The 17,314-nt window shown below is 39.9% G+C and carries 18 protein-coding genes; 13 read left to right on the top strand and 5 right to left on the bottom strand.

Translation table 11 applies throughout. From position 1 onward, the window contains the following. Positions 1-52 precede the first annotated feature (52 nt). Positions 53-943, bottom strand: a complete 891-nt coding sequence (locus tag ACO1QW_RS15905; RefSeq protein ID WP_486260212.1) for a 3-hydroxyacyl-CoA dehydrogenase family protein — start codon at positions 941-943, stop codon at positions 53-55. Between the two features lie 174 nt (positions 944-1,117). Between ACO1QW_RS15905 and ACO1QW_RS15900 the strand changes: the two genes are divergently transcribed. After that, positions 1,118-1,471, top strand: coding sequence for a four helix bundle protein (locus ACO1QW_RS15900; RefSeq protein ID WP_486260210.1), 354 nt, complete (start codon positions 1,118-1,120; stop codon positions 1,469-1,471). Between the two features lie 30 nt (positions 1,472-1,501). Here the strand turns inward: ACO1QW_RS15900 and ACO1QW_RS15895 are convergent, their stop codons facing one another. Continuing rightward, positions 1,502-2,143, bottom strand: coding sequence for a carboxypeptidase-like regulatory domain-containing protein (locus ACO1QW_RS15895; protein ID WP_486260208.1), 642 nt, complete (start codon positions 2,141-2,143; stop codon positions 1,502-1,504). A gap of 105 nt (positions 2,144-2,248) precedes the next feature. Between ACO1QW_RS15895 and ACO1QW_RS15890 the strand changes: the two genes are divergently transcribed. The 6 genes from ACO1QW_RS15890 (at position 2,249) to pyrF (ending at position 7,632) form a co-directional block, all read left to right on the top strand. Beyond that, the gene (locus tag ACO1QW_RS15890; protein ID WP_486260207.1) at positions 2,249-3,343 is read left to right on the top strand and encodes an Mrp/NBP35 family ATP-binding protein; all 1,095 of its coding nucleotides are present in this window, start codon (positions 2,249-2,251) and stop codon (positions 3,341-3,343) included. A 117-nt stretch (positions 3,344-3,460) separates the two neighbouring features. Further along, positions 3,461-3,712: a GlsB/YeaQ/YmgE family stress response membrane protein gene (locus ACO1QW_RS15885; RefSeq protein WP_486260205.1), complete on the top strand. Its 252-nt coding sequence runs from the start codon at positions 3,461-3,463 to the stop codon at positions 3,710-3,712. 105 nt (positions 3,713-3,817) lie between these two features. Beyond that, on the top strand, positions 3,818-4,450 hold the full coding sequence (locus ACO1QW_RS15880; RefSeq protein WP_486260203.1) for an FMN-binding negative transcriptional regulator: 633 nt from the start codon (positions 3,818-3,820) through the stop codon (positions 4,448-4,450). Then, on the top strand, positions 4,447-5,376 hold the full coding sequence (locus ACO1QW_RS15875) for a glycerophosphodiester phosphodiesterase (protein ID WP_486260201.1): 930 nt from the start codon (positions 4,447-4,449) through the stop codon (positions 5,374-5,376). The genes ACO1QW_RS15880 and ACO1QW_RS15875 overlap by 4 nt, the downstream gene beginning before the upstream one ends. A 47-nt stretch (positions 5,377-5,423) precedes the next feature. Then, complete coding sequence (kynU, locus tag ACO1QW_RS15870; RefSeq protein WP_486260199.1) at positions 5,424-6,704, top strand: kynureninase; 1,281 nt, start codon at positions 5,424-5,426, stop codon at positions 6,702-6,704. A gap of 70 nt (positions 6,705-6,774) precedes the next feature. Then, positions 6,775-7,632 (top strand): orotidine-5'-phosphate decarboxylase, encoded by an 858-nt coding sequence (pyrF, locus tag ACO1QW_RS15865; RefSeq protein ID WP_486260197.1) that lies wholly within the window; start codon positions 6,775-6,777, stop codon positions 7,630-7,632. Positions 7,633-7,663: 31 nt separating this feature from the next. Here the strand turns inward: pyrF and ACO1QW_RS15860 are convergent, their stop codons facing one another. Continuing rightward, the gene (locus tag ACO1QW_RS15860) at positions 7,664-8,350 is read right to left on the bottom strand and encodes an SGNH/GDSL hydrolase family protein (RefSeq protein WP_486260195.1); all 687 of its coding nucleotides are present in this window, start codon (positions 8,348-8,350) and stop codon (positions 7,664-7,666) included. Positions 8,351-8,406: 56 nt separating this feature from the next. Beyond that, positions 8,407-8,823 carry a YciI family protein gene (locus ACO1QW_RS15855; RefSeq protein WP_486260193.1) on the bottom strand — a complete coding sequence of 139 codons (417 nt, stop codon included), beginning with the start codon at positions 8,821-8,823 and terminating at the stop codon, positions 8,407-8,409. Between the two features lie 95 nt (positions 8,824-8,918). Between ACO1QW_RS15855 and ACO1QW_RS15850 the strand changes: the two genes are divergently transcribed. The 3 genes from ACO1QW_RS15850 to ACO1QW_RS15840 all read left to right on the top strand — a co-directional run bounded on the left by ACO1QW_RS15850 (position 8,919) and on the right by ACO1QW_RS15840 (position 13,500). Next, positions 8,919-10,103 carry an acyl-CoA dehydrogenase family protein gene (locus tag ACO1QW_RS15850; protein WP_486260191.1) on the top strand — a complete coding sequence of 395 codons (1,185 nt, stop codon included), beginning with the start codon at positions 8,919-8,921 and terminating at the stop codon, positions 10,101-10,103. Between the two features lie 236 nt (positions 10,104-10,339). Further along, entirely contained in the window at positions 10,340-11,716 is a 1,377-nt protein-coding gene (locus ACO1QW_RS15845; RefSeq protein ID WP_486260189.1) for an HAD-IB family phosphatase, read from the top strand. Positions 11,717-11,721: 5 nt separating this feature from the next. Beyond that, entirely contained in the window at positions 11,722-13,500 is a 1,779-nt protein-coding gene (locus ACO1QW_RS15840; RefSeq protein WP_486260187.1) for a chloride channel protein, read from the top strand. Here the strand turns inward: ACO1QW_RS15840 and hxpB are convergent. Next, positions 13,495-14,154 carry a hexitol phosphatase HxpB gene (gene hxpB, locus ACO1QW_RS15835; protein ID WP_486260186.1) on the bottom strand — a complete coding sequence of 220 codons (660 nt, stop codon included), beginning with the start codon at positions 14,152-14,154 and terminating at the stop codon, positions 13,495-13,497. The genes ACO1QW_RS15840 and hxpB overlap by 6 nt on opposite strands. 122 nt (positions 14,155-14,276) lie before the next feature. Between hxpB and ACO1QW_RS15830 the strand changes: the two genes are divergently transcribed. From ACO1QW_RS15830 to ACO1QW_RS15820, 3 genes are all read left to right on the top strand, one after another. After that, positions 14,277-15,047, top strand: a complete 771-nt coding sequence (locus ACO1QW_RS15830; protein ID WP_486260184.1) for a lysophospholipid acyltransferase family protein — start codon at positions 14,277-14,279, stop codon at positions 15,045-15,047. A gap of 118 nt (positions 15,048-15,165) precedes the next feature. After that, complete coding sequence (locus ACO1QW_RS15825) at positions 15,166-15,984, top strand: ion transporter (RefSeq protein WP_486260182.1); 819 nt, start codon at positions 15,166-15,168, stop codon at positions 15,982-15,984. Positions 15,985-16,028: 44 nt separating this feature from the next. Continuing rightward, positions 16,029-17,168, top strand: a complete 1,140-nt coding sequence (locus tag ACO1QW_RS15820) for a carboxypeptidase-like regulatory domain-containing protein (RefSeq protein WP_486260180.1) — start codon at positions 16,029-16,031, stop codon at positions 17,166-17,168. The last annotated feature ends 146 nt before the right edge of the window (positions 17,169-17,314 follow it).

The raw sequence follows: 17,314 nt of genomic DNA, 5'->3' as shown, positions 1-17,314 counted from the left end.
TTACAACAAAGCCTGCTGATATCAGCAGGCTTTGTTGTAACCTATTCTAATTTTATTTTTTAAATGAATTACTCACCACCAACTCTTTACTTCCTCCCGCATAATTATAAAATCCTTCACCACTCTTCACGCCCAATTTACCTGCTGTAACCATATTCACCAGCAACGGAGAAGGGGAATATTTTGGATTGCCGAATCCGCTGTGCAACACACGCAGAATAGCGAGGCAAACATCCAGCCCTATAAAGTCGGCTAACTGCAATGGCCCCATCGGGTGCGCCATACCAAGTTTCATCACCGTATCAATTTCTTCAACACCTGCAACACCTTCGTGCAAACTGCAAATGGCTTCATTGATCATCGGCATCAAAATACGATTGGCAATAAAGCCGGGGTAATCATTCACCACGCAAGGCACTTTGCCAAGTTGTTGACTCAATTCTACAATTTTTGTTGTTACATCTTTCTTTGTTGCATACCCATTAATGATCTCAACTAACTTCATCATCGGCACAGGGTTCATAAAGTGCATGCCAATGACCATATCGGGGCGTTTGGTTACTGCTGCAATTTTAGTAATGGAAATAGACGATGTGTTTGTTGCCAAAATACATCCGGCAGGAGCGGCTTTGTCAATCTCTTCAAAAATGTCAAGCTTTAATTCTTCGTTTTCAGTTGCTGCTTCAACAATTAACTCTGCGTTTTCAACACCTCTTAACAGGTCGTGTGTTGTAGAAATATTTTTGATTGTTGATTGTTTCTGTTCTTCGGTAATAACTCCTTTTGTTACCTGTCGGTCGAGGTTTTTAGCGATGGTATCGGTTGCTTTTAAAAGCTGACCGGGGTTTACATCAATGAGGGTTACATTAAATCCACTTTGGGCAAATACATGTGCAATTCCATTTCCCATGGTTCCTGCACCTACTACAGCAATCTGTTTCATTTCTATGCTTTTTTATTGGGCACAATATAGGAAAAGCAGATTGTTGAGTAAATGATTTGAATTAGAAAAAATGCTGATAGAACTGTTTTGTATTTTGTAAATCGAAAATCAAAGGTGGAAAATCGAAAGTAGGTTAGCCATCGAACATTGCTAAACAAAACCAAAATGAAAAGCATGAGTCAACAACTAAAGGATCGCACAAGGGCATTCGCTGTCAGAGTTATTAAAATGTGCAAGGAAATTCCTCCCGGAAAAATTGAAGATATTCTTGTTAGACAGGTAGTTCGCTCAGCTACCTCTGTCGGAGCAAATTATCGGTCATCTTTACGTGGAAGAAGTACTGCTGATTTTATTTCGAAATTGACCATTGCTGAAGAAGAAGCGGATGAAACCTGTTATTGGATTGAACTGATGCAAGAGATTGAAGTTTTTCCTGTTAAGCGTCTTGAGGCTTTACACAAAGAAGCAACAGAAATTACAGCAATCCTTACGGCTTCTGGAAAAACGGCAAAATCAAAAAAGAAGTAACAAGTACTTCCCATTTTCGATTTTCAACTTTTAATTTTTCTTCTTGAAATCTCCCCGTTTCCAGGCCTGTATAAATTCATTCCAGGCAACAGGGTTAAAAATGTTCTGCGGACGAAACTGACCGTTGTAGTATTGCGTTTGGTTGTACTGGTTTTGTACATACCTCGAGTTTTCGCTACCGTCTCTAGGTAATGATTGTTGTAATATTCTTGATTGAGCTGTTCGTGTATTTTGTCGTGCCACTTCAATTTTATCAGCAGGCACATCAGCTGTTACAAACTCCCGTTCAAACTGTTCACGCCTTGGTCTTGCTTTAATGATAGTGGCCGGAAGATAAACGGTATCAACAACCATCAGTTGAATAATGCTGAATGAATTGCCTTCAATATTTGACGGTATCACCACTTCCTTCGGCTTAAAGCCAACATACGTGAAATCGATAATATCTCCTTTTAAAACAACAATGCTGAAAACGCCCTGCTCGTTTGTAAACGTACCACGGTTCTGGTTACGAAGTTTCACCGTAACACCGGGAAGGCCACGAAGACTATCGGCTGTCATCACCACCCCATACAATTGAACAATAGAATCTTTGAACGATTCAAACTGTGCTTTTACAGCAATAGGCGCAAGCAAACCGAGCACAAGGGAAAGGAGTAGAAATTTCTTCATCTGCCTCAAAAATAAGTGGAAAACATGATTTGCCTCACCAATTGGAAGCGATCAATGGTTAATTTTGCAGTCTGATCAGCTTTTTTAACAAATACTACTACACACATGACAAAGGAACAAGTGCTGCAGGCCCTGAGCAACGTACAGGAACCCGACCTCGGCAAAGATCTCGTTACCCTGAATATGATTAAAGACATTGCAATTGATGGAAATAAAGTGTCGTTTACGATCGTATTAACTACACCGGCCTGCCCAATGAAAGATATGATGGCACGGGCCGCCACCAACGCCATTGAGCTACTCGTGAATAAAGACGCTGTGGTGATTATCAATTTTACATCTAACACAAGCAGCAACAGGAAAGATCCCAAATCGGTATTGCCCAACGTAAAAAATATTATTGCAGTTGTGAGTGGTAAAGGAGGAGTGGGTAAGAGTACGGTAAGCGCAAATCTTGCTATTGCCTTAGCACAAAGCGGTGCAAAAGTTGGATTGATGGATGCAGATATTTACGGGCCAAGTGTGCCCATGATGTTTGGTGTAAGAGGCGAGCGTCCGAAGATGACAGAGGTGAACGGCAAAGGAATGATTGTGCCAATGGAGAAGTACGGAATTAAATTCATGAGCATTGGTTTGTTGGTGAATGAAAAAGATGCAATTGTTTGGCGTGGACCAATGGCCAGCAGTGCTATCCGTCAATTTGTGACAGATGTGTTGTGGGAAGATTTAGATTATTTAGTAATTGATATGCCACCGGGTACGGGTGATATTCATTTAACACTGGTGCAAACAGTTCCGGTAACAGGTGCAATTGTTGTAACTACTCCACAGGATATTGCATTGGCTGATGCGAAGAAAGCAGTAGCAATGTTTGGACAGGCACAAATAAAAGTGCCCATCATTGGCTTGGTGGAAAACATGGCTTACTTCACCCCGGCTGAATTACCAAACAATAAATATTACATTTTTGGAAAAGATGGTGGTAAACGTTTGGCCGATGAGTTTGAATTAACATTCCTCGGGCAAATACCATTAGTGCAAAGTATTCGTGAAGGCGGCGATTACGGTAAGCCCATCATGGCGAGTGATGATGAAGTGAGTAAGAAAGCATTTGAAGACTTTACGGATGCAGCTGTTAGAAGTATCGCTATGCGAAATGCAGAGATACCTGCAACCCAAACGCTTGAAATAGTGTCTTAAAGCTATATTGTTTTGATTTTTTGGTATGGTGGGCAGAAGGCCCGCCATTTTTTTTGGCACGATGTTTTTATAGATTGTTGTGTTAAACATATTTCATCATTTGTAAAAAACAATTGTATGGAAATTCTTGTCGTATTAATTATTGGTGCCATTGCAGGATGGCTGGGTAGTCAACTTTTTAAAGGTCGTGGCCTCGGTTTACTCGGTAACATTGTTGTAGGTATTCTAGGCAGTTTTGTCGGCTACTGGTTACTCGGTCAACTCGGTGTAAGCTTTGGTGCTGGATGGGTCGGTGCTATTTTAACCGGTGCACTTGGTGCCATTATTATTTTAGCAATTGTGAATGCAATATTCAGAAGCAGTGTGTAACTATTGCATGCTGTCGAGTATAACGGCGAACTTTTAGTTCGCCGTTTTTTTTGTAACGACCATGTTTGCCGTTTTCTTGTTTTTGCAGAACCTTACCTTTGATGCATGTATAATTCCAGCCACTTTAAAGAACATGACGAAAAGGTTGTTGTTGAATTTATGAAACAGCATGCGTTTGCAATGCTTATTGGCAATAGTAAGGGAAAGGCAATCGCTACGCAAATACCTTTGCTGATCGAAGAAAAAGATGGGAAAATAATTCTACTTGGGCATATCACCAGGAAGCAGGATCACCACATAGTATTTGAAGAGAATAAAGAAGCACTTGTTGTGTTTTCAGGTGCGCACGCTTACGTAAGTGCAACCTGGTATGAACATCCACAAAACGTGAGCACCTGGAATTACAGCAGTGTGCATGCGAGAGGTCAATTAAAATTTTTGGATGAACAGGGGTTAATAGATGCACTACGCAAATTATCGCTGCATTACGAACACAACAATATCAAATCTTCTACCGTCTTTGATAATCTTCCAAGAGAATATGCTGAAAAAATGCTGAAAGCAATTATTGGTTTTGAGATTGAAGTGACATCAATTGAACATGTGTTTAAGCTTAGCCAGAACAGGGATGAGAAAAGTTATCAGAATATTATCAGCCATTTGAAAGAACAAAGTGGTGATGCAGAAGTTGTGGCGAATACGATGGAAGAACGAAAGGATAAAGTATTTAACAAATGAGAGTTTTTGCTATTATTTGCCTGTTAATTATTGCCTGTCGTTCAAATAAACCAACGGGTACAATTTGGCTGAATCCATTAGATTATGCTTATTACGATACATCGATTATGCAAAAAAACTTTGATAAACAAGGCCATCGGGGTTGCCGTGGGTTAATGCCGGAGAATACAATTCCAGCTATGTTGCACGCTTTGGATCTTGGCGTAACCACACTTGAACTTGATGTGGTGATTACAAAAGATAAACAGGTGCTGGTTTCACACGAGCCATTTTTTAACCATGAAATTTCAACAAAGCCTGATGGAAGTTTTGTCACTGCATTGAAGGAGAAGTCGTTGAATATTTTTCAAATGACTTACGATGAGGTGAAAAAATTTGATGTTGGCTTAAAACCGCATCCACGTTTTCCGCAGCAGAAAAAAATAGCTGCAATAAAGCCATTGCTGAAAGATTTGTTTGACAGCGTGACAGTTTATTTGCAGTCAAATATTCGTCCGCAACCTTATTATAATATTGAAACAAAATGTCTGCCTATTGGCGACAATAGGTTTCATCCAAAGCCGGCTGAATTTGTTGAATTGCTGATGGCGGTTATAAAAGAAAATAAACTGGAAGATTATGTGATCATTCAGTCATTTGATTTCAGAACATTGCAATACCTGCATCAGCATTATCCGCAAATGAAAACAGCAATGCTAATTGAGGATAATGATAAACGTGGAATTGAAAAGCAAATTGAAGCCCTGGGTTTTGTGCCAACGATTTACAGTCCGCATTTCTCTTTGGTGAATGCAGAATTGATCAGTTATTGTCACTCAAAAAAGATAAAAGTGATTCCGTGGACGGTGAATGAAAAAGAAGAAATTGAACAATTGAAAAAGATGGGTGTTGATGGTGTTATCAGCGACTATCCAAATTTATTTTAACTCATAATTACTCCGTCGGGCAATTTCGCCTGACAAGAACTATTAATATGAACTTTCAACCTACACTTGCATTTGCACAACAGCTCGATCTTCAGGATCCATTAAGGTCATTCCGCCAACAGTTTATACTTCCAACAACTGAGGGAATTGAAAAGGTTTACTTTTTGGGCAATTCGCTGGGGCTACAGCCAAAGCGTACAAAAGATAAATTGCAAACCATTCTGGATGATTGGGGCAAGCATGCCGTTGAATCTTTTTTTCATGCGGAACAACCATGGATGAATTATCACGACAGGTTAGTTGGTCCGTTAAGTAAGATCGTGGGCTGTTTACCGCACGAAGTAACGGTCATGAACAACCTGAGTGTGAACCTTCATTTAATGCTGGTGAGTTTTTATCGACCCCAAGGCAAACGGTATAAAATTCTTTGTGAAGCGAAAGCATTCCCAAGTGATCAATACATGATGGAAACTCATGTAAAACATTATGGTTTCGATCCTGCTGAAGCCATCATTGAAGTAAAACCAAGAGACGGTGAACATACTATTCGAAATGAAGATTTGCTCCAGATCATTGTGCAATATAAGGACGAACTGGCCCTAGTATTATTTGGCGGAATCAATTACTACAGCGGACAGGTGTTCGATATGCAAACCATTACACAACTTGCAAAGCAAGCCGGCGCAAAAGTGGGATTCGACCTGGCGCATGCAGCTGGTAATATCGAATTGAATCTCCACGATTGGAACGTTGATTTTGCCTGCTGGTGCAATTATAAATATCTCAACTCAGGTCCCGGTGCTGTGGCAGCGGCCTATGTTCATGAACGCTATCATTCTGATCCTTCACTGCAACGTTTTGCGGGTTGGTGGGGTTATGAAAAAGAAACACGTTTCCAAATGGATAAGGGATTTAAACCTGTTCAGTCGGCGGAGGGGTGGCAGTTAGGTACGCCTGCTTTGTTATTGTACGCTTCGCAATTGGCGGCGTTGGAAATTGTAGAAGAAGCAGGCTGGGATAACATCAACAAAAAACGAAAATTACTCACTGAATTTTTATGGTATGTGCTTGATGAAGTAAATGCTTCGCAAAAACAACCAATCATTGAATTTATTACGCCACGTACTGAAAGTGAACATGGTTGCCAGGTAAGCATAAATATGTTACAACGTGGCAAGGAAATTTATTCTGCTCTAATGGAACAGGATTTCTTTGTTGATTGGCGTGAGCCTTCAGTGATAAGATTAGCACCCGTTCCCTTATATAACAGTTTTGAAGAAGTATGGAAGTTTGGAGATGCATTGAAGCAGATATTGGAATACGCATAATTTAGAAATTGGGCTGCGACCTAAGGCGTTAAACTTTTCTCATTAAACACTAAACATGTAATTTCGCCGCATGACAAGGCAGCAACTTATTGATCAGATAAATCAAAAGAAATCGTATTTGTGTGTTGGATTAGATACCGATCTTACCAAAATTCCCAGGCACTTGCAATCACACCCCGATGCCATGTTTGCGTTCAATAAGGCAATCATCGATGCTACGTTGCCGCATTGTGTAAGCTATAAGATTAACACCGCATTTTACGAAGCGATGGGTGTGAAAGGATGGGAAGTAATGGAACGCACAGTGAATTATATCCCTGATACGCATTTTAAAATTGCAGACGCCAAGCGTGGCGATATCGGCAATACTTCTACACAATATGCACGTGCTTTTTTTGAAGCCATGAATTTTGATGCAGTAACTGTTGCTCCTTATATGGGTGAAGATAGTGTGCGACCATTTTTGGAATATGAAGGAAAGTGGGCAATTGTTCTTGGCTTAACATCAAACAAGGGCGCTAACGATTTTGAGTTGAAACAACTCATCAGTGAAAATGGTGAAGAGCACCTTCGTGCAGAATTTTTATACGAGCGTGTGTTACGTACAGTTGCTAAATGGGGCACGCCGGATAACCTGATGTTTGTTGTAGGTGCAACGCAACCTGAAGAGTTTGTAAACATCCGCAGTATTATTCCTGATCATTTTTTATTAGTGCCGGGCGTTGGTGCACAAGGCGGCAGCTTAAAAGATATTTCAGAAAAAGCAATGATAACTAGCTCTGCGGCTTCAGCCCGGGGTGATGTTGGTTTATTGGTGAATGCAAGTCGTGCAGTGATCTATGCATCAGGTAAAGAAGATTTTGCACTTGAAGCAAAAGCTATTGCAGAACAATATCAATTTGAGATGAAGAGTTATTTGAAGTCATGAGTTGAATAACGTCGACAGCGTTTTTTTAAAATTAATTCATCTCCCTCATCATTACTTCTTTCACTTGCTCCGCCCATCGTGCATAATCTTTTGCTGAAGGATGCAATCCATCTTCAGCAACTAATGTTTTATCAGTGGCTGCTTCTCTTGTCAATGGAGTAATGTTGATATAATGGACTTTGTACTTCTTTGCAAGGCTTTCGTTAATAGCATTAAATGCATCAATCTCTGTTGCAATTTTGTTTTTATCCCTGTCTTTTGCAAATGGTGTAACACCCCAATCAGGAATACTCAATACAATAACATGGTTTGGTTTATCAGCAGCATAACCTATGGCCTGTTGCAATAATTCTTCAAACTGTTGAGCATATTCTGCACCACTTCTTCCACGGTATTGATTGTTTACACCAATAAGCAACGTTACAAAATCAAAAGGTATAGCTAATCGTACACGAATTAATTGCTCCTGCAATTCATCAGTCGTCCATCCAGTTTTGGCAACAATCGCCGGTGCATCTATATTTATTTTCTCTTTTCGTAATAACTCCACCACCTGGTGTGGAAAGTTTTTTTCTAACGGCACACTTTCGCCAATGGTATAAGAGTCACCGAGTGCGAGATAGGTATATTTTTTTTGTGAGTTGTTTTTTGGCATCTTACTGCTGTTGCATGAAATAGTTAACAGTGAAAGTAAAGCGAATGAATAGAAGAGTTTCATAAATCTTGCTGTTGTCTGATGATAGTTGAGATCGCAAAAACATACTGTTGGCGAATTTAATTTACTGGCACACCTGTTTTAAAACTGCCGCTGCCCATTGTCCACCATGGACGAATGTCATACGTCAATCGGCCCGCAATTACAGCGGGATCTGTTTTTACTAACAACTCAATTTCTTCTTTTGTTTTGCAACCAGGTGCCGATGCATCAAAAATAAACAGCCCAACCCAATCGCCTCCATCACCAAAAGGTCCTGCAACTTTTAATTTTCCTTCTTTATGGAGGCGGGCCATGTTGGCCATATGTCCTTCCTGAATTTTTGCAGCCGTTGCAGAATCCTGTGTGCGGTTCGTTCCTTTTAACAACATCACAAACCAATAAGGTTGAATTTTTTCTTTTGGTGCTTCAGTGGTTTGCTGAGCAAAAGCTGAAACGGTAACAAACAATAAAAAGAATAGTATCAGTTGTTTCATATAAAGCAGTTTAAAGAATGAGAAAAGTACAACTTTTTACTCTCTGTGTGGCTGCCCTTACTTACATTTGTTCACCTTAAACGAATGTTGTTGCTATGTCAGTAAAACAAGACCTTTTTCAAAGCCCGGATTATTTTTTAGTTGATGAATTGTTAACGGAAGAACATAAGTTGATTCGTGATACAGTTCGTTCCTATGTGAAGAAAGAAATTTCTCCCATTATTGAAGACTATGCACAAAAGGCTGAGTTTCCGCAACAGATTGTAAAACAAATGGGCGATCTTGGTTGTTTTGGCCCAACTGTTCCCGTTGAATATGGTGGTGGCGGTTTAGATTATATCAGCTATGGTTTAATGATGCAGGAATTAGAACGTGGTGATAGTGGCGTACGTTCTACCGCAAGTGTGCAGGGAAGTTTGGTGATGTATCCCATTTATGCTTACGGTAATGAAGAGCAACGAAAAAAATATTTACCTAAACTTGCGAGTGGCGAATGGTTAGGTTGTTTTGGATTAACAGAACCGAACCACGGTAGTGATCCAAGCAGCATGCTTACAAATATTAAAGATGCAGGCGATCATGTGATTTTAAATGGTGCAAAAATGTGGATCAGCAATGCACCATTTGCACAGGTAGCAGTTGTTTGGGCAAAAGATGAACAAGGTATTGTTCGTGGTTTAATTGTAGAGCGTGATATGGAAGGATTTTCTACACCCACCACTCATGGTAAATGGAGTTTACGTGCAAGTGCAACCGGTGAGTTAGTATTTGATAATGTAAAAGTGCCAAAGGAAAATATTTTTCCAAACGTGCAGGGATTAAAAGGACCGCTGGGTTGTTTAAGCAAAGCACGTTACGGAATTGCATGGGGTGTATTAGGTGCAGCAATGGATTGTTACGATACTGCTTTGCGTTACAGCAAAGAACGTGTACAATTCGATAAACCCATCGCAGGATTTCAGTTGCAACAAAAAAAGTTAGCAGAGATGATAACGGAAATCACCAAAGCACAATTGCTTAACTGGCGTCTTGGTGTTTTGATGAGTGAAGGCAGAGCAACACCGCAGCAAGTGAGTATGGCAAAACGTAACAGTTGTGAAATTGCAACAAACATTTGTCGTGATGCAAGACAGATGTTGGGTGGAATGGGAATTACAGGTGAGTATTCGGTTATGCGTCATATGATGAATCTTGAAAGTGTAATTACCTACGAAGGCACACACGATATTCACTTGCTCATAACGGGCATGGATGTTACCGGTATTAATGCGTTTAAATAATTATTATTTTTTTTGGGGAATTGAAGGACATTCTAAACGATGTCCTTTTTTTATGCAGAATATTTTCCACAGATATTCAAATGGTTGGGAATTTTTATCTGGGTTTTTGCGTGCAACCTTTTTTTGTGGCACCCATCTTGCAAGGGTATCCGACGGATGGTACTCTCTTTCTGCCAGTACTCCGTGTAAGCTAACTGTAATTCACCCAAATATCTAATCAAAAAAAATGTAACTGCATGGTAACAATAATTATCCCGGTATTGAACGAAGCCGAAACAGTGGAGAGCGTGATCAGGTTCGCATTTCAAAATAAACATGTATCAGAAGTTATTGTGGTCGATGATAAGTCGCTAGACGACACCGTTAGTCGTTCAATCGCAGCAGGTGCAAAAGTGATCACCAGTACAAAACTGGGCAAGGGAGCTTCAATGAAAGAGGGGATGCTTTGTGCAACAAATGACATTCTTGTTTTTCTCGATGGCGATATTGATCCTTATCCACCACATACTATCTATAATCTTGTGGATCCCATCATAAATGATACGCATGATTTTGTAAAAGCAACATTTGAACGTAATGCCGGTCGTGTAACAGAACTAGTTGCAAAACCATTGCTCAATATTTTATTTCCTGATCTTTCTGATTTTGAACAGCCTTTAAGTGGTATGATCGCAGGCAGAAAAAAGTTTTTTGAGCAGATTGAATTTTATGATGACTACGGTGTTGACATTGGCATTCTCATCGATATGCATTTGCAGAAAGCACGTATTACTGAAGTGAACATAGGTTACCTCGATAATAAAAGTAAACCATGGCAGGCATTAGGTAAAATGAGCAAAGAAGTTTCACGGGCAATTATTCAAAAAGCGATGCAGGAAAATAAATCGAAAATTAATTTAGAAGAACTACAGTCATATTCCGAAATACGTGACCAAATGGAATTTGCTATTCGGGAAAGTTTGAAAGGACTCGACAAGATCGCCATTTTTGATATGGATAACACGATTCTGCGTGGTCGTTTTATTGATACCTGTGCTAAACTGTACGGTTTTGAAAGAGAATTATTTGATATAAGAACAAGTGGAATGGACGCAACAGGGGTTACAAAAAATATAGCCCGGCTGTTGAAAGGGCTTAATCTTTCCCAAATATTAGCGGTTGCCGACAGTATTCCTGTTGTTGCTAATACGAAAGAAGTGATTGCTGAATTAAAACGTCGTGGGTATGTGGTTGGTTTAATCAGTGATAGTTACGACGTAGTAACAAATCATGTCAAAACAAAAATTGGTGCTGATTTTTCGTTAGCTAATGAGCTTGAATTCTCAAAAAGTGTGGCAACAGGTGAGGTGAAATTGCCATCTTTCTTTTTTAATACGCAGCATTCGCTTTGCAAGCATACTATTTGCAAAACAAACGCTGTTCAGCATATTTTAAAACATTATAATATCGATATTAATAATGCCATTGCAGTAGGGGATGGTGAAAATGATCTTTGTATGATCAAGCATGTTGGTGTAGGCGTTTCTTTTTGCTCATCGAACGAGTTATTGAATTACCTTGCCGACAGGCAGATCACCGTTCCTTCGTTTGATGAGCTTTTAGAATTTGCCTGAGCAAGATGTCTATACGATCGGCAATAAGAAATATCAATCATTACAGGGCTGCGCACATCAGTGATCGTAATTTTCTGTTGATCGCAAGTGTTATCGTAGGCGTGTCCGTGGGTTTAGTGGCAGTATTGCTGAAAAAATCAGTGCATGCATTGCAGCATCTTTTGAGTAAAGGTTTCAGAGGTTATGAATGGCAGGATCTTTTTTATCTTCTGCCTGTTATCGGAATTATTATCACAGTTTTTTATGTGTATCGGGTACGTAAGCGAAAGCTCGATAGTGGTATCAGTAATATTATTCAGTCGATCTCCAAACGACATGGCAACATAGCGCCCGACAATATGTACAGCCATATGGTAAGCAGTGCAGTTACGGTTGGTTTTGGTGGTTCTGTTGGTTTAGAGGCTCCAATTGTTATTACCGGTTCTGCAGTTGGTTCAAACATAGCACGTATATTTTTATTAAGTCACAAAGAGCGGGTAGTACTGCTTGCATGTGGTGCAGCAGCTGGTATTGCAGCTGTGTTTAATACACCCGTGGCGGGTGTGTTATTTGCAATGGAAGTATTACTTGCCGATTTTTCTATTCCTACATTTATTCCTGTACTTATTGCATCAGCAAGTGGTGCAGTTGTGTCACGTTTGCTTTACCAGGATCATTTGTTTTATTTACTCACGAATGAATGGAGAACCGATGCAATTCCGTTTTATTTGTTGCTGGGAGCTTTGTGCGGATTAGTGTCTGTCTATTTTATGCGGGTTTATTTCTGGACCGAGAAAAAATTTGCAACAGCTACAAAAGTTTTTCCCAAAGCAATTGGCGGAGGCTTACTTCTTGGTTTAATGATCTTCCTGTTTCCTGTTTTATATGGCGAAGGTTATTCAACCGTGGCAGAGTTATTTAAGAACGATTCATCAGCATTACTTCACAATGCTTTTTACGAGAAATGGGTAACTGATCCATATGTTTTACTGCTGATCGTTATTGGAATTGTTTTGTTTAAAGTGGTAGCATCTGCAGTTACTATTCATGCTGGTGGCAATGGTGGAATTTTCGCACCAACTTTATTTACGGGTGCTGTCACGGGTTTTGCTTTCGCTCAATTTTTTAATACAACCGGGTGGAAAGAGTTGCTCACCGTAAATTTTGTGGCTGCAGGCATGGCTGGTATTCTAAGTGGTGTTGTTCATGCTCCGCTCACAGCTATCTTTCTAATTGCTGAAGTAACAGGAGGCTACACGTTGTTTGTACCACTAATGATTGTGGCAGCGGTGAGTTATTTTATTGCACGTGCATTTGAACCTTATTCAATTTATACAGAGAAACTGGCCCAGAAAGGATTTAAGGTTGATGACAGAGAGCTTGTGCTGTTGAATAATATTAAACCTGAAGCCATTGTTGAGCGTAATTGCATTGCGTTACGAGCCAATGATCAATTCAGGAAACTATCTGATGCATTTTTGATTACTGATCAAACGGTATTTCCGGTTTTGAATGAGGAAAGAAAACTCCTGGGCCTTGTTTATATTGATGATGTGAAAACCATCTTACTGAAAGAAGAAGTGTTTGATAAAAAACTAATTGCTGAAGTTATGGTAAAACCTCAGTATAGTATTTCAGTGAAAGACGACATTCAAAAGATCATGCGGTTATTTGATCTGTCGGGTTTGTGGTACGTACCTGTATTGCACACTGATGGTAACTTTATCGGTTTTGCCGATAAACGCAAACTTCTTGCTCTGCTTCGTGAAACACTCACATCGCATCAATTAACCGAACAATTATAGAAAAAGGTTTAGTTTTTGTTCATCAAATTCAGCAAGCGAAGCCAGTTTCAAATCAGCAGCTCCCCATTTAGGATGATCATGATCTGCCGGGGCAGGAATGATTACACATTTCATACGTGCAGCTTTTGCAGCGATCATTCCGTTGAACGAATCTTCAAATGCAATACACTCAATACTTCTTACACCTAATGCATTTGCACAATTAATGTAAACTTCGGGATGCGGCTTGCCAAACGGAAGTTTTTCCGCTGAGGCAATTGCATCGAAACTATTTTCAAGATTTAATTTTCTCAAAACAACATTTACCAACGATAGAGGTGAGGAGGTGGCCAAACCAATTTGAAAACCTCTTTCTTTGAAAAAGGGAATGATGCTGTCCACACCCGGAAAGATCTGTCCTTTGTCATCAATCTTTTCAATGGCCTTGTTAATGAAGGTATCAATGGCAGTTAGTGAATGCTCCATCGGAATGTCGAAATGATGAAACCAATGTTGAATCCATTCTTTTGTTCGAAGGCCAGTGGATGAATGATATTGTTCCGCTGTAAGTTCCCTTCCAAAGCTTAGCAGGGTTTCGCTGCCTGCTTCCTGCCATAAAGGTTCACTGTCAATAAGTAAACCATCCATATCGAAAATAACGGCCTTCAATTTCATGCCGCAAAATTAAGGGCAATTTAACCCTGTAGTAATAAGCCGACAACCTAAAATTAATGATTGTCAATATTACCAAATTGTTATCTTGCACGTCCCATCTGGGACGTCAATCAACTTTAACCATGTCAACTTTCTTCGAACGAATAAAGAACTTTAATTTATTGCGTCGTGTGGTGTACGGTGTTGTTGGTGCAGCTACTTACCCGGGCATTGCCCTTATCAATAAGCTGCAGGTAAATGGCGCAGAGCGTTTAAAAGATCTTCCTAAACGTAACGTTTTATTTGTGAGCAATCATCAGACTTATTTTGCTGATGTGATCACCTTCCTCCATATCTTTTTTGCTGCAAAATGGGGTAGATATAAAGGATTAGGTATTCCTTATTATCTTCTAAACCCGATTACCAAAATTTATTATGTGGCGGCCGCCGAAACCATGAAAGATACATGGCTCACCCGTTTGTTTGCCAGTGCAGGTGCACTCACGGTGAAGCGTACTTGGCGTGCTGAAGGAAAAGAAGTGCAACGTGGTCTCGATCCAGGTGATACACGAAAAATTGCAAGAGCATTAAACGATAGCTGGGTAATTACGTTCCCCCAGGGAACAACGAAGCCATTTGCCCCGGGCCGCAAAGGAACTGCTTATATTATCAAGCAGAACCAACCTATTGTGGTGCCTATCGTCATCAATGGCTTCTGGCGTGCATTTAATAAAAAAGGATTGAAATTTAAAAAGAAAGGAAGTTTACTTTCTGTTACAATTAAAGAGCCGATGAACATCGATTACAATGCCCCGGTTGAAGAAATCCTCGACCAGGTTATGGATGCCATTGAACAAAGTAAAAAGTATATGCTCAAGGGAAAGCATCACCTCATGAGCGTTATTGATAAATAACTTTTGCCAAAAAAAATTAAAGGATGAACGACCGTTCATCCTTTTTTTATGCCTTGGTTTTATGCCTGTTGTAAAACTTGTATTATTCACTAACTTTAAAACGGCCAAAACCCGCTGCATGTATCACTCAACCAGGAAAAAAATACATATCCTTCTTCACCCCGAATTAGGGGAAACCAAATGGGATAAAATACTAAATGCTTTTCTCATCTTTCTTATTATTTCAAACGTACTGGTTGTTATTCTTGAAACCGTACCGTTACTCCATGCCAAATACGCAATTTTTTTTTATTATTTCGATTTGATATCGGTGATCATTTTTACTGTTGAATACGTATTACGTGTGTGGAGTTGCGATCACGATCCGAGGTACAGCCATACTATTTTCGGCCGCATCAAGTATATGTTTTCAGCTGAAGGATTGATCGATCTGCTGGCCATACTTCCTTTTTATATACATGTTGTTGTTGGCCTTGATCTACGTATGCTTCGAATTCTGCGGCTGCTTCGTTTCCTTCGCTTGTTCAGACTCACTGCATATATGAAGTCGGCAAAAATGATCCGGAATGTTTTTGTGAAACGTGCAAACGATTTAAAGCTGAGTGTTGTATTGATTTTTTTTCTCATCATCATCGCTTCAAGCATCATGTATTTCGCAGAACATAACACCCAACCAGCTGTTTTTTCAAGTATACCCGCAACGCTTTGGTACGCTATTGTAACACTTACAACGGTGGGCTATGGCGATATGATACCTGTTACCATTATTGGAAAAGTAATGACGGGTATTATCATGTTGAGTGGAGTGGCCATTTTTGCTTTACCTGCTGGTATTATTACAGCAGGGTTTTTAGAAGAGATGCAGCATTTACGGGGCAAGAAAAATGTGAGGTGCCCAAACTGCGGCCATACTTTTCATCATGAACATGCTGAGTAGTGTTTGTTCAAGTTGTATTTTTATTTTCGCATTACATGCAGTTGATGTATTTTTTTAGAACCTTTATCATCTTTCCTTTCTTTTTTCTGCAGTGCACAAAAAGCATTGCACAATCTCACATTATTAAGGGAGTTGTAATGGATGCTGATACAAAACAACCTCTTGGCAACGCAAGTGTATTTGTAAATAATTCAACAACGGGAACTGTTACGAATGCAGCAGGTGAATTTCAGTTAGGTCCGCTTGCTCCTGGTGAATATGAAGTGGTGGCTTCTTTCGTAGGTTATCATAATCTCCTGTACGTCGCCAATTTAAAATCGGCTTCGTTGAAAATTGTGTTTCAGATGGGTAAGAAAGAACAGCAGATGCGGGAGTTGCTCATTTTGCCAAGTGAAACACGTATGCGTTATCTCGAAATTTTTAAACGCACATTGCTTGGACAAACAGTTGCGGCGCAAAGAGCAAAAATTAAAAATTTGAAAGATGTGCAGTTTGCTGCGGGTGGTAACAGCAATGAAATAATTGCTTACTGCGATACAACGTTGGTGGTTGATAATCCGGAGTTGGGTTATGTGGTGAATTTTGACCTGGTTGATTTTTATTTTCATCGATCCACAGGTGAATCAAGATTTTACGGGTACACACGTTTTTTTGATAAAGACACTGACGGTGAAACAAAACGCCGCTGGGCACGCCGCAGAAAACAAACCTACGAAGGAAGTTCAATGCATTTTTTCAGAAGCCTCGTCAATAAGCAATTAAAAGACGATGGTTTTAGTATGCAGAATGTTTACCGTAAAGAAATGAAACGGGAAACCACAACAATTGTAATTGGAAGAGGGGGATCAAATAGTATGGATATGGCTGTACCTGTAATTGAAGATAGTGTTTTGCATTTGTACAGTGATTCTGGCTATCGGATTTATCAACTGAAAGTTGCCGATTGGTTACGTGTGGTATACAATAAAAGCACCTCACTCAAAAACGAAATAACAAAAAACAGGATCGTATCGGGCCAGGTGAAAGATGTAACGGTAACAGGTATCCGTCCAGTTAAACCGCCGGTTCCAATACTGCTTGATTATCGTGGCCGACTGCTTACTGCTATGTCGTTTTACTACGATGGCATATGGATGTATGAACGGTTGGCGAATATGCTGCCGGAAGATTATGTGCCTGATTAACTAAGTTACTCTCCCGCAAACAAGGCCTTCAACTCTGCTGCGTCATGTGGCTTCATTTTACCCCCAAGTATCAAACGCAGTTGACGGCGGCGTAATGCACCTTCAAATAATTTTTGTTCTTCTTCTGTTTCGGGAACTAATTCTGG

It is taken from the genome of Lacibacter sp. (assembly GCF_057361365.1).
This window is presented reverse-complemented; position numbering and strand designations above follow the sequence as displayed.